At 68.0% G+C, this 11,743-nt stretch carries 13 protein-coding genes; 7 read left to right on the top strand and 6 right to left on the bottom strand.

Annotation, left to right across the window (positions count from 1 at the left end):
* Positions 1-7: 7 nt before the first annotated feature.
* Positions 8-988: an aspartate carbamoyltransferase catalytic subunit gene (locus QNJ67_21300; GenBank protein ID MDJ0611524.1), complete on the bottom strand. Its 981-nt coding sequence runs from the start codon at positions 986-988 to the stop codon at positions 8-10.
* 122 nt (positions 989-1,110) lie between these two features.
* Here QNJ67_21300 and QNJ67_21295 point away from each other — a divergent pair, with 122 nt between their 5' ends.
* The 5 genes from QNJ67_21295 (at position 1,111) to QNJ67_21275 (ending at position 4,606) form a co-directional block, all read left to right on the top strand.
* Complete coding sequence (locus QNJ67_21295) at positions 1,111-1,647, top strand: MarR family transcriptional regulator (GenBank protein MDJ0611523.1); 537 nt, start codon at positions 1,111-1,113, stop codon at positions 1,645-1,647.
* Positions 1,648-1,729: 82 nt separating this feature from the next.
* Positions 1,730-1,924, top strand: a complete 195-nt coding sequence (locus tag QNJ67_21290) for a hypothetical protein (GenBank protein MDJ0611522.1) — start codon at positions 1,730-1,732, stop codon at positions 1,922-1,924.
* Between the two features lie 18 nt (positions 1,925-1,942).
* Complete coding sequence (locus QNJ67_21285) at positions 1,943-2,629, top strand: DUF4166 domain-containing protein (protein ID MDJ0611521.1); 687 nt, start codon at positions 1,943-1,945, stop codon at positions 2,627-2,629.
* A gap of 1 nt (position 2,630) precedes the next feature.
* On the top strand, positions 2,631-4,133 hold the full coding sequence (locus QNJ67_21280; GenBank protein MDJ0611520.1) for a TIGR01777 family oxidoreductase: 1,503 nt from the start codon (positions 2,631-2,633) through the stop codon (positions 4,131-4,133).
* Positions 4,130-4,606 (top strand): hypothetical protein, encoded by a 477-nt coding sequence (locus QNJ67_21275; GenBank protein ID MDJ0611519.1) that lies wholly within the window; start codon positions 4,130-4,132, stop codon positions 4,604-4,606. Before QNJ67_21280 ends, QNJ67_21275 begins: the two co-directional genes overlap by 4 nt.
* A gap of 73 nt (positions 4,607-4,679) precedes the next feature.
* Here QNJ67_21275 and QNJ67_21270 read toward each other — a convergent pair whose 3' ends face one another.
* The 5 genes from QNJ67_21270 to QNJ67_21250 form a co-directional block, all read right to left on the bottom strand.
* On the bottom strand, positions 4,680-5,894 hold the full coding sequence (locus QNJ67_21270; protein MDJ0611518.1) for a CaiB/BaiF CoA-transferase family protein: 1,215 nt from the start codon (positions 5,892-5,894) through the stop codon (positions 4,680-4,682).
* A 96-nt stretch (positions 5,895-5,990) separates the two neighbouring features.
* Positions 5,991-6,914: an AEC family transporter gene (locus QNJ67_21265; protein MDJ0611517.1), complete on the bottom strand. Its 924-nt coding sequence runs from the start codon at positions 6,912-6,914 to the stop codon at positions 5,991-5,993.
* A gap of 10 nt (positions 6,915-6,924) precedes the next feature.
* Entirely contained in the window at positions 6,925-7,419 is a 495-nt protein-coding gene (gene ruvX / locus QNJ67_21260) for a Holliday junction resolvase RuvX (GenBank protein ID MDJ0611516.1), read from the bottom strand.
* A gap of 121 nt (positions 7,420-7,540) precedes the next feature.
* Positions 7,541-8,014, bottom strand: a complete 474-nt coding sequence (locus QNJ67_21255) for a hypothetical protein (GenBank protein MDJ0611515.1) — start codon at positions 8,012-8,014, stop codon at positions 7,541-7,543.
* Positions 8,015-8,168: 154 nt separating this feature from the next.
* The gene (locus QNJ67_21250; protein MDJ0611514.1) at positions 8,169-9,617 is read right to left on the bottom strand and encodes an aromatic amino acid lyase; all 1,449 of its coding nucleotides are present in this window, start codon (positions 9,615-9,617) and stop codon (positions 8,169-8,171) included.
* Between the two features lie 111 nt (positions 9,618-9,728).
* Between QNJ67_21250 and ppa the strand changes: the two genes are divergently transcribed.
* Positions 9,729-10,256 (top strand): inorganic diphosphatase, encoded by a 528-nt coding sequence (gene ppa / locus QNJ67_21245; GenBank protein MDJ0611513.1) that lies wholly within the window; start codon positions 9,729-9,731, stop codon positions 10,254-10,256.
* A 93-nt stretch (positions 10,257-10,349) separates the two neighbouring features.
* Positions 10,350-11,513, top strand: a complete 1,164-nt coding sequence (locus QNJ67_21240) for a mechanosensitive ion channel family protein (GenBank protein MDJ0611512.1) — start codon at positions 10,350-10,352, stop codon at positions 11,511-11,513.
* Positions 11,514-11,743: the final 230 nt, after the last annotated feature.

The following is an 11,743-nucleotide window of genomic DNA, read 5'->3' as shown; positions in this document are numbered from 1 at the left end:
GCGTGCATCAGGCCGCGCCCTCCGCAAGGTTGCTTTGCAGCCGGCGGGTCAGGGCGTCGAGGCAGGCCATGCGGACGGCGACGCCCATCTCGACCTGCTCGCGGATCAGCGAGCGGTCGATGTCGTCGGCCAACTCGCTGTCGATCTCGACGCCGCGGTTCATCGGGCCCGGGTGCATGACCAGGGCGTCGGGCTTGGCCGCCTTCAGCTTCTCGTTGTCGAGGCCGAAGAAGCGGAAGTACTCGCGCACCGATGGGACGAAGCTGCCGTGCATGCGCTCGGTCTGGAGCCGAAGCATCATGACGATGTCGCAGTCCTTCAGGCCGGCCCGCATGTCGAAGAAGGCCTCCACCCCCAGGCGGTCGATCGCGGCCGGCAGCAGGGTGGGCGGGGCGATCACCCGTACCCGGGCGCCCAGAATGCTGAGCAGGTGGATGTTCGAGCGGGCGACCCGGCTGTGCAGGATGTCGCCGCAGATGGCCACCAGCAGGCCCTTGAGGCTGCCCCGGCGACGGCGGATGGTCAGCGCGTCGAGCAAGGCCTGGGTCGGGTGCTCGTGGCTGCCGTCGCCGGCGTTGATCACAGCGCAGTTGACCTTCTCGGACAGCAGCTTGACCGCGCCCGAGTCCGGGTGGCGGACGACCAGAACGTCGGGGTGCATGGCGTTCAGGGTCATGGCCGTGTCGATCAGGGTCTCGCCCTTCTTGATCGCCGACCAGGCGACCGACATGTTGATCGCGTCCGCGCCGAGGCGCTTTGCGGCGAGCTCGAAGGAGGTCCGGGTGCGGGTCGAGCTCTCGAAGAAGAGGTTGATCACCGTGCGCCCGCGCAGCAGGCTCTTCTTCTTGTCTTCCTGCCGGTTCAACTCGACGTAAGTCTCTGAAAGGTCGAGAAGAAATTCGATTTCGGGGGCCGAAAGCCCTTCGATGCCCAGCAGGTGACGGTGCCGGAAATCGAGGTCGCGCGCGGTGTCGGAAGGCGGGCTCATTAAAGCGCCGTTATGACAGCACCCGGGGCGAGTCGCAAGGAGAAGGAGGCGATCCGGGAAACTTGACACCGAGGGGCTATTTCTGTAATTTCTGTCTCAACAGAAAAGACTGAAGACGACTGATGAAGCTCACGCCGGTCATGGAACGCTACGTCCTCCACTGGGGGGAGATGGGGGCCCGCTGGGGCACCAACCGCTCGATCGCCCAGATACACGCGCTGCTCTACCTGGCGCCCCAGCCCCTGCCGGCGGAGGAGATCGCCGAGACCCTGTCGATCGCGCGGTCCAATGTCAGTACCAGCCTGCGCGAGCTGCAGTCCTGGGGCCTCGTGCGGGCGACCCACAACCTCGGCGACCGGCGCGACCACTTCGAGGCCCAGCAGGATCTCTGGCAGATGCTCACGGTCATCGTCGAGCAGCGCAAGCGCCGCGAAATCGATCCGACCCTGACCATGCTGCGTCAGTGCGTCCTCGAGTCCGACGCGGATTCCGAGACGCCGGCCGTGGTCAAGGAGCGGATCGCCAACATGCTGGGTTTTCTCGAGCGCCTGACCGGCTGGTACGAGCAGGTCTCGGGCCTGCCCAAGGCGACTCTGCTCGCCCTCATGAAGATGGGCGGCCGGATCGCCAAGTTCGTCGGCAAATCGCCCGCGAGCTGACGCAGTCGCGGCAAGAAGGGGCCAAAAAATTTTGCCAAGATGTTTCAGTCTGAACAGAAACAACAGAATTAAGGAGCAAGCAATGGCACGACGCTTCTGGGACTCGGACTTCGCCGGGCTCTGGTTCGGCCTCCGCAATCCCCGCGACCTCAGGGTCCGCAAGCCGCTGCCGCCGCGCCCCCAGGGAGCGGCGGATCTCGAAGCCAAGCCTTCTGGCATCGTCGAACGGAACCGCCGGGCCCGGCGCGAGAAGTGGGCGCTGCGCACAACGCGCTAGCGCGCCCGGGGGGACGTCATGACCATCGGAACCGCGACTTTGGCGAGAGTGTCGGAGGCTGGGCCGCCGTCTTCGCGCGCCCTCCTGGCGCCGGAGGCGGCGATCGCCGAGGCGCTGGGGCCCGCCGCCTGGGGCCGGCTCAGCCCGGCGATCCGGGCGCGCTTCGACGCACGGGCCCTCGCTCTCGGCCCGGTTCATCATCGGGGGGTGATGGGCGCGGTGCGCTGCTCCCGGCTGGGCTGGCTCTTCGCCCAGGCGAGCCGGCTGTTCGGCACGCCGCTGGCGCCTGGCGGGGGCCGGGACGTGCCGGTCGAGGTGCGGGTGTTCCGGGACCGGCGCCGCAACGGCGTCACCTGGGAGCGCCGCTACCGCTTTCCCGGCCGCCCGCCGGTCACCGTCGCCTCGACCAAGTGCCGCGACGCCGAGGGCGGCTTCCTCGAGGTGACGGCGGGCGGGCTCGGCATGTGGCTCGACCTCTTCGAGGCTGATGGCCGGCTCCGCTTCCGCAGCCGTGGCTACTTCATCGAAGGGCTCGGCCGGCGCTGGACCCTGCCGGATTGGATTACGCCCGGTGAGACCTTGGTGGAGCACGGCGACGAGCCGGAAGGCCGCTTCCGCTTCACCATGACCATCCGCCACCGCCTGTTCGGCGAGACCTTCTTCCAGGACGGGGTGTTTCAGACGCTCGAGAAAGAGGAGACCTGAGATGGAAGCGCTGCTGTGGCTCGTGCTCTTTCAGGCGCCGCTCGGCGCCTTCGACATCGTCTACCACCACGAGGTCACCGAGCGCCTGACCTGGAAAGCAAGCGCCGCGCGCGAGCTGCGCCTCCACGCCTGGCGCAACGGCTTCTATGTCCTGATCTTCCTCTCCTTCGGTTGGCTCGCCTGGGAAGGTCTCCTCGCCTGGGTCTTCGGCGCGGTCCTCCTGGCCGAGATCGTGATCACGCTGTGGGACTTCCTGGTCGAAGACCGGACCCGCGACCTGCCGCCGAGCGAGCGGGTCACCCACACGGTCCTGGCGATCGCCTATGGGGCGATCCTCGCGCTGCTGCTGCCCGTGCTGGCCGAGTGGGCGGCGCGGCCGACCGGCCTCGCCGTGGAGCCGCGCGGCTGGCTCTCCTGGGCCATGACGCTCTACGCCGCCGGTTGCGCCTTCTGGGCCTGGCGCGACGGCCGGCGCTCGGCGGCCATGGCGCGGCGCGCCCGGGAGCCGCGCGACAACCCGGCCGCGGCGCTGCCGGGCCGCTGGTCGCTCCTGGTCACAGGTGGCACCGGCTTCGTCGGCCAGCGCCTGGTCCAGGACCTGATCGATGCCGGCCACGACGTCACGGTCCTGACTCGCGACCGGCGCAAGCTGCGCGGCTTCGGCGGTGCGCTGCGCGGCATCGAGACCCTGGACGCGTTGCCGCCAGGGGTCGCCTTCGACGGGGTGATCCACCTGGCCGGCGAGCCGGTCGCGAACGGCCGCTGGACCCGCACCAAGAAGGCCAGGATCCTGGACAGCCGGGTGGAGGGCACCCGGGCGCTGGTCGACTGGATCGGCCGGCAGAGGCTCAAGCCCCGTGTCCTGGTGAGCGCCTCGGCGCTCGGCTACTACGGCCACGGCGGGGCCGGGCGCTTCACCGAACGCAGCAAGCCGCGGCCCTCGTTCGGCCATGCGGTCTGTTCGGCCTGGGAAGCCGAGGCCGGGCGCGCGGAAGCCCAGGGCCTGCGGGTCTGCACGCTGCGGATCGGCCTGGTCCTCGACGCCGACGGCGGCGCCCTCGGACAGATGATGCTGCCTTTCGAGCTCGGCCTCGGCGGCCCGGTCGGCAGTGGGACCCAGGGCTTCTCCTGGATCCACCGGGACGACATGGTCGGCCTGATCGTCCACGCCCTGGCCGAGGACGCTTTTGCCGGCCCGGTCAACGCGACGGCGCCGCAGGCGATCACGAATCGGGACTTCGCCCGCGCGCTGGGCCGCGCCCTGCACCGCCCGGTGGTCCTGCCCGTGCCGGCCTGGGTCTTGCGGCTCGCCCTCGGCCAGATGGCCGAGGAGCTGCTGTTGGGGGCCCAGACCATCCTGCCGGCGCGGGCGATCGCCAGCGGCTATCGCTTCCGCTACCCCGAGATCGACGGGGCCCTGGCGGCGATCGTGGGGCGAGATTTAAAGCAGGACGAGGCGAGCAGTCCCGCACCGCTTATCGATCCGAAGGCGCTGGCGAAATGAACTTCGCCCCCGCCGACCGTGCTCCGAGTAATGGAGATGCTCTCGACTTTGCTCGAGCGGCCTTGGGTCTCTTGCTGGCACAACCGGCACCGGCGTTCGCCTTGGCCGCCTGTATTCCTTGGCGCAGCCCCTCAGATTTCTTCGCATTGGCCTGTCTTCTGACGGTCTTTTCCCTCTTTCAGACCGTCCCGCTCACCCTCTTCTGCGGGCTTCCGGTTGCGCTGACTTTTCACCGCCTGGGTTGGCGCGGCTGGCCCCCTTATGCAATCGCCGGCGCTGTGATTGGGAACATTCCCGCGTACGGATACTTCAGGCCGGATCTCGACTGGATCGCCTTCTGGTCGCTGATGGGGGCCATTTCAGCCTCGGCGTATTGGCTTGCCGCATACGGCCGCCAACGCGCCTGGTCTCTGTGCGGCGGACTATTGGCCTTTGCGATTGCCGTCCGAGTGGTCCTGGAATTGGCAGTTTGAGCGCGTACTGGGTCGGTTCTCGATAACAATAATCACGTGCTGTCTTCTGGCCAAAACCTATGGGCGAGGCGCGTTAGATCACTTCACCGGCCCTAAGATCCGCTATTTCCTGGATGCTTAGCCCAGCCTCCTTGAGCACCGCATCAGTATCTGCGCCCATCCTGGGCGGCGGGTCGCGGTAGTCGATGCTGCTCTCGGAGAACTTGATCGGGTTGCCGATCAGGTCGACGGCGCCGCCCGTCGCGCCGGCGTAGGGCACGGAGACCTTCATCTCGCGGTGCAGCACCTGGGGGTCGGCGAAGACCTGGTCGAGGGTGTGCACCGGGCCGGCCGGCACGCCGAGCTCGGCCAGGCCGTCGAGCCATTCCCGGACGGTCTTCTGCCGGGTTACCTCGGGCAGGAGGTCGTAGAGCGCGCGGCGGTTCCTGACCCGCTGCGCGTTGGACGTGAAGCGCGCGTCCTCGGCCAGCTCGGGGCGGCCGGCGAAGGCGCAGAAGCGCTGGAACTGGCGATCGTTGCCGGCGGCCAGGATGAAGTAGCCGTCGCTGCATGGCAGCGTCTTGTAAGGCACGATGTTGGGGTGCTCGTTGCCCTGTCGCTTCGGCAGCTCGCCCGAGGTCAGGTAGTTCAGCCCCTCGTAGGTCAGCCAGGCGACCTGGGTGTCGAGCAGCGCCAGGTCGACCGCCTGGCCCCGTCCGGTCTGCTCCCGTCGGTAGAGCGCGGCCAGGATGGCGCTGACCGCGTACATGCCGCACATGATGTCGGCGATGCCGATGCCGACCTTGATCGGCTCGCCCTCGGGCTCGCCGGTCAGGCTCATGATGCCGCCCATGCCCTGGGCGAGATAGTCGTAGCCAGCGCGCGGCGCATAGGGGCCGGTCTGGCCGAAGCCGGTGATCGAGCAGTAGATCAGCTTCGGGTTCTCGTCCTTGAGGTCGTCGTAGGAGAGGCCGTAGTTGGCGAGGCCGCCGGTCTTGAAGTTCTCGACCAGGATGTCGGAGCGGGCGATCAGGCGGCGCGCCAGGGCCTGGCCCTCGGGCTTGGCGATGTCGATGGTGACCGAGCGCTTGTTGCGGTTGCTGGAGAGGTAGTAGGCGCTCTCCGTGGTCTCGGCGCCGCTCTCGTCCCGGACGAAGGGCGGGCCCCATTTGCGGGTGTCGTCGCCCTGGCCTGGGCGCTCGATCTTGATCACGTCGGCGCCCAGATCGCCCAGCAACTGGGTGCAGGTCGGGCCGGCCAGGATGCGCGTCAGGTCGAAGACGCGGAGGCCCTTGAGCGGTGCGGTCATGGCGGTTCTCCCCAAGCGGCGGTCTGCCGGTGCAGACGAGGTTCTGCGGCCATGTTGGGGGATCGTCAAGGTGCCCGGGCCGGAACCGCCCGCGCCTCAGCCGAAGTGGCGCAGCAGGGCCACCGTCAATGGCAGGCTCAGCGCCGCCAGCGCCACCTGGATGGTGATGACGCTGGCCATTAGCCGCGCGTCGCCGCCCAGCTGGCGCGCCAGGACGAAGGCGCTGGGCGCCGTCGGCAGGGCGTTGAACAGGACGGCCACGGCCGCCGCGATGCCGCTCACGCCGAGCAGGTCGCAGGCCCAGAAGGTCAGCGCCGGGAGCGCGGCCAGCTTGATCACGCTGGCCAGCAGCAGCCCCACGCCGTTGGCGGCAGCGGCGGCGAACTCCAGTCCCGCGCCGACCGCCAGCAGGCCCAGGGGCAGGGCGCCCTGGGCCAGGATTGCGAGGCCCTCGTCGAGCACCGGCGGCACCGGCCAGCCGGACAGGTTGACCGCGATCCCGGCGGCGCAGGAGACGACCAGCGGATTGGTCACCAGCTTGACCAGGGCGCCGCCGGCTGCGCCGCGCCGGCCGGCACCGTAGCGCAGCAGCGCAATGATGGAGATTAAGTTGGTCAGGGGGACGATCAGCGCGATGGCTGCGGCCGCGAAGGCGAGCCCGGGCGCGCCGTAGAGCGCCGAGACGATGGCCAAACCGATGTAGGTGTTGAAGCGGATCGCACCCTGCAGGAGGCTGGTGAACTCGTGACCCCGGCGCAGCAGCGTCGGCCGCAGGATCAGCAGCAGGAGGACCACCACCAGGATCGCGGCCGCCATGGCCCCAGCCATCGGCAGGACCTGGCGGACCGCCACGCGCGCGCTTGCGAGGGTCGTGAACAGCAGGGCCGGGAACAGCACGAAATAGGTCAGGCGCTCGGCGCCGCGCCAGAACATCTGGCTGAACAGTTCGCCGGCGGCGAGCGCGTAGCCGACCAGGATCAGCAGGAAGACAGGAGCGATGGCGAGGGCGATCTCGAGCATGGCGTCTCGCCTAGGCTGCCGGGCCCGCGCCGGCCTGCCGGGCCAAGGCGTCGAGGGCGCCCTGCAGGATGTAGGCGGCCGCCAACTTGTCCACGACCTCGCCCCGGCGCCTTCGGCTCATGTCCGCTTCGCTGACCAGGAGCCGCTCGACCGCGGCGGTCGACAAGCGCTCGTCCCAGAACGCGATCGGCAGGTCCAATCCGGCCTGCTCGACGAGATTAGTGGCGAACTGGCGGGTCGACTGGCAGCGCGGCCCCTCGCTGCCGTCCATGTTGACCGGAAGGCCGATCACGATCCCCGCGACCTCGCGCTCGGCGCAGAGACCGGCGAGGGACTTTGCGTCGGCGGTGAACTTGCCCCGTACAAGGGTCTCGAGCGGAGACGCGACCCGCCGGGCGCCGTCGGAGATCGCCAGGCCAAGCGTCTTGCTGCCCAGATCGACCCCGAGCAGCCGGCCCCGCCGGGGCAGGGCGGCGGCGAAGGCTTCGAGGGAGAAGATCGACATGGGGCCTTTTCTCGGCCGGGGTTCGGCGGGCGTCCTTGCGCGGAGGCCTCCATCAAGGGGTGGAAGCCGGCCGCTTTGCAACGACAAAAACTGTGTTCCTGCGCCGTGTCCCCGTCGAGGATCAAGAAAGGTACTTGGCGAGATCGGCGATCACCACCGTGTTGCCGAGCACCACGGTGACCAGCATGAAGGTCAGCAGCAGGTAGCGGAAGATGTTTGCCTCGAGGCGCGGCTTGAGCGCCCGCACGTCGCGCAACAGGGACGAGAGGTTCCCCGAGATCGCCCGCAGCTTCTGTCGCTCGGTGTTCTGCCAGACCTGATAGATGACCAGGGCGTAGATCGATCCCGCGCTGAGCAGCAGGGATATCGCGACCATGCCGCGGACCAGATGGAGATTGGAGGCGTTATAGGCGGCGATCACCATGAGCGCGCCGAAGATCAGCAGGGTCGCGCCAAGCGACTTCCACTGCTGCGACTTCGCGAAGCGTATGGTGTCGGCCGACTCGCGGTAAAGGGTCAGCATCTCCGCATGGCTCCGATCGTCGAGCGTCGACTCTTCGAATTCCAGCACGCTATCGTGCGGCATATCGAGCATCCTCTGTCCTCCTTGCAATCCTGATACCGGCGCGGCGCGCCGTTGCAGGCCAGCGAGAAGATCTCTCGGGGGTACAATTCAGGATTTCCAGGCGCAGAGTCGGGCGAAACGTTTTCCGAAGGCTTAACGGCCCCCTGCGCTGCGCGCGCGTGCCTCAGGCGACGGTGGCGCCGGCGAACACCTTGGCGGTGATCATCTCCCGCACGGCGCCGGCCTCCGGGCCAGGCGCCCGCTGCTCGGTCATGACCGGGAAGCGCTCGCGGACCTCGTTCAGCAGCGGACGCAGACGCGGCGGCGCCTCCCGCTCGGTCGCGTGGAAGGCCTGGCTGGCGATCACGGTGAGGCAGGCCAGCCCCGCGTCGAGGCAGCGCCCCGCCTCGGCTTCCTTGGCCCAGGACAGGAAGGTGGGCGCCGGGACGTCGTTCTGCCCGAAGCCGCCGCCCTCGCTGCCGGGCAGGAAGGTGCGCTGGGCGGCGTGGCGCGCCTGCTCGGCAAAGGCCACGGCGGTGAAGCCCAGGCAACCGATGTAGCCATCCTCCTCGCGCCGCAGGTGGTCGGGCAGCTTGGACACCTTGCCGTCGAGCAGCTTGGTCACCTGCCGGTCGGCCAGGATCGCCAGGTCGGCCCAGGCCGCGGCCAGGGCGTCGAGCGCTGGATAGGCCTGGGCGTTGTGGTAGCCGCCGGTCGAGACCACCCGTCCGAGCGGGTGGTCCGCGTCGGGCGCGAGGAACAGCGGGTTGTCCGAGACGGCGCGCAGGGAGGTCGCGGCTGCGGCCTCCGCCTGGGACAGGACCCGCTCGGCCTGGCCGAGAACCCGCGGCACGATCCGCCACGAGACCGGCGCCTGATAGGGCCGGCGCCGCGCCGGATCGGCCGCCCCGTCATCGATCCAGTGGCGCAGGGCGCGCAGGGCGGCGGCCTCGTGGGGGTCCTCCCAAAGGCTGTCGAGCGCCGGGTCGAGGTGGCCGAGCGGTGCCTGCAGCGCCTCGTAGGCCAGGGCGAAGACCTCGGTCGCGACCGCCAGGCGTGCGCGCGCCGCCAGGACCGCGTCCGCCAGGAGCGCCGCGGCGCAGGGGCTGCCGTTCACCAGCGAGAGGGAATCCTTCTCCGCCAGGTCGAAGCGCGCGGCCAAGGGGCCGAAGAGGTGGGAGAGGGCGAGGATCTCGCCGGGGCTGCCGTTGCCTTCCCAGGGTATCGGCGGCAGCGGCCCGCCGGCCAGCAGCCCGGCGACCGCGACGCCCAGCGCAGGGGAAATGGCGGCGTGGCCCTCGATGAAGTTGGCCAGCCGGGCCAGAACGATTCCCCGGGCGACCCGCTCTGGCAGGGTCTGGCCGAAGCTCGCGGCCGCCGCCGACGGCGGCTTGCGCGCGTGGGCGCGGCGCTGTTCCGGGGTGAAACGCAGGTGCGCCATCTGGCCGTAGCCGGAGGTGACACCGTAGATAACGATGTCCTCGTCCGCATCGAGCAGCGTGAGGAAGGCGGCCCGGCACTCGGTCATACGCTGAACCACGGCGTCGTCGAGCGCTACCGGCCGGGCCTGCCAGGCAACCTGGAAGAAGGCGTCGAGGGTCAGGTCGTCTCGGCTCGCGAGGGTCACCGTCATCGAGGTCTCTCTCCTTTTGGCCCTGCCCCGGAGGGCCGGATTGGGCCTTGTGTTCCGCCGCCAAACACGGTGCCATGGAGAGCCTGTCTTCGGCAAAGGGGGAGGGACGGCTTGAATATCGACAAAGTCCCGGTCGGGCGGAAGCCGCCCTACGAGGTCAACGTCATCATCGAGGTGCCGCTCGGCGGCGAACCGGTAAAGTACGAGCTCGACAAGGGCTCGGGGGCGATCTTCGTCGACCGTTTCCTGCATACGGCGATGCGCTACCCCTGCAACTACGGCTTCATTCCCCATACCCTGGCGTCGGACGGCGACCCGGTCGACGCTCTGGTCGCCGGACCCACGCCGGTGGTGCCGGGGGCGATCATCCGGGCCCGGCCGATCGGCGTTCTGCTCATGGAGGACGAGGCCGGTCTCGACGAGAAGCTGCTCAGCGTGCCGGTCGACTCGCTTTATCCCTACTACGCCAAGGTCGGGTCCTACCGCGAGCTGCCCAACATCCTGCTCGAGCAGATCACCCACTTCTTCACCCACTACAAGGACCTGGAGCCGAAGAAGTGGGTCAAGGTGGTCGGCTGGGGCGAGGCCGAGGAGGCCTGCCGCCTGATCGAGAAGGCGATCGAAGCGGGCAAGTCTTAGGAGAGCTCGAAGACCTCCGCCGGGCGGGGCTTGCGCGCCCGGCCGGCGCGACTATGCTGCGCCGCCATCGTTTCTGGATGAGGGAACCTGGGGATGGGGACGGAAGGGCTGCAGGAGTTCTGGACGGTCGTCGTCGAGGTCTGGCAGCACGGCTTGCTCGGCGTCGATATCGCGCGCATCCTAGTCGCGCTGGCCATCTTTGTCGGCTTCCTACTGCTGCGGCGACTGTTCACGAACATCGTCCTGGCGCGCCTCAAGTCCTGGACCGAGCGCACCAAGATCCGCGTCGACAACGCGGTGATCTCCGCTCTCGAGAACCCGCTCCGTTTCGTGCCCGTGGTCATGGGCGTCTTCTTCGCCTTCCGTTATATGGAGCCGACCGGCCTGCTGGAGAACGTGGCCGACAGCACCGTGCGATCGCTGGTCGCGTTCACGATCTTCTGGGCGCTGCACAACACGGTCGACCCCTTGAGCTTTCTCTTGGGCGCCCTGGAGCGCATCTTCTCCAGGGCCATGGTCGAGTGGCTGATCAAGGCGATCAAGATCGCGCTGATCTTCATCGGCGGCGCCACCATCCTGGAGATATGGGGCATCAGGGTCGGCCCCTTGATCGCCGGACTGGGGCTCTTCGGTGTCGCCGTCGCCCTTGGCGCCCAGGACCTCTTCAAGAACCTGATCGCCGGTATCCTGATACTCGGAGAAAAGCGGTTCAGCGTCGGCGACTGGATTCGCGTGGACGGGGTCGTCGAGGGCACGGTCGAGAGCATCGGCTTCCGCTCGACCCGGATCCGGCGCTTCGACAAGGCGCCGGTCCACGTTCCCAACGCGAAGCTGTCGGACAATGCCGTCACGAACTTCTCGGGGATGACCCATCGCCGGATCTACTGGGTGATCGGGGTCGAGTACCGGACCAGCGTCGAACAGCTGCGCCGGATCCGCGACGAAATCGAAGGCTATGTTCTGGGCGAGGACACCTTCGCCAAGCCGCCCGAGGTCTCGACCTTCGTGCGCATCGACAAGTTCAGCGACTCCTCGATCGACATTCTCCTCTACTGCTTCACGCAGACGACCAACTGGGGCGAGTGGCTCGAGATCAAGGAGCGCTTGGCGTATCGGATCAAGGACGTGGTCGAAGGCGCCGGCGTGGGTTTCGCCTTCCCCAGCCAGTCGCTCTACGTCGAGACGATGCCCTCGGAGAGACCTGAGGTCTTCTCGCCTCCGAAGCCCGTTCCCGATTTGGCCCGCACCACGTCGTAAGGCCGGGATTCGGCATCGCGCCCAAGTTCGGCGGCCGGCAATCGGCAGATTCCGTCACGGTATTATAGAAATACGCCAGTACAGTTCTCGTATTAGTGATAGAAACTTTGAAATTTTCATGATGCTTGCGGCCAGTGGTTGTATGGACATCATGATTTCGCTGTACAAAGGCTGAAAATGGTGTCTCATATCTAGAACAATTGTATCAATACACGCATTGCAGGGTTTTG

This window comes from Kiloniellales bacterium, assembly GCA_030064845.1.
Taxonomy (GTDB): domain Bacteria; phylum Pseudomonadota; class Alphaproteobacteria; order Kiloniellales; family JAKSDN01; genus JASJEC01.
The sequence above is the reverse complement of the archived record's forward strand: the minus strand, read 5'-3'. Positions and strand labels throughout refer to the sequence as shown.

Bases quoted from the DNA above. Each gene is read 5' to 3' on its own strand.
- QNJ67_21300 (MDJ0611524.1), bottom strand. From the start codon at position 988: ATGAGCCCGCCTTCCGACACCGCGCGCGACCTCGATTTCCGGCACCGT.
- QNJ67_21295 (MDJ0611523.1), top strand. From the start codon at position 1,111: ATGAAGCTCACGCCGGTCATGGAACGCTACGTCCTCCACTGGGGGGAG.
- QNJ67_21290 (MDJ0611522.1), top strand. From the start codon at position 1,730: ATGGCACGACGCTTCTGGGACTCGGACTTCGCCGGGCTCTGGTTCGGC.
- QNJ67_21285 (MDJ0611521.1), top strand. From the start codon at position 1,943: ATGACCATCGGAACCGCGACTTTGGCGAGAGTGTCGGAGGCTGGGCCG.
- QNJ67_21280 (MDJ0611520.1), top strand. From the start codon at position 2,631: ATGGAAGCGCTGCTGTGGCTCGTGCTCTTTCAGGCGCCGCTCGGCGCC.
- QNJ67_21275 (MDJ0611519.1), top strand. From the start codon at position 4,130: ATGAACTTCGCCCCCGCCGACCGTGCTCCGAGTAATGGAGATGCTCTC.
- QNJ67_21270 (MDJ0611518.1), bottom strand. From the start codon at position 5,894: ATGACCGCACCGCTCAAGGGCCTCCGCGTCTTCGACCTGACGCGCATC.
- QNJ67_21265 (MDJ0611517.1), bottom strand. From the start codon at position 6,914: ATGCTCGAGATCGCCCTCGCCATCGCTCCTGTCTTCCTGCTGATCCTG.
- ruvX (MDJ0611516.1), bottom strand. From the start codon at position 7,419: ATGTCGATCTTCTCCCTCGAAGCCTTCGCCGCCGCCCTGCCCCGGCGG.
- QNJ67_21255 (MDJ0611515.1), bottom strand. From the start codon at position 8,014: ATGCTCGATATGCCGCACGATAGCGTGCTGGAATTCGAAGAGTCGACG.
- QNJ67_21250 (MDJ0611514.1), bottom strand. From the start codon at position 9,617: ATGACGGTGACCCTCGCGAGCCGAGACGACCTGACCCTCGACGCCTTC.
- QNJ67_21240 (MDJ0611512.1), top strand. From the start codon at position 10,350: ATGGGGACGGAAGGGCTGCAGGAGTTCTGGACGGTCGTCGTCGAGGTC.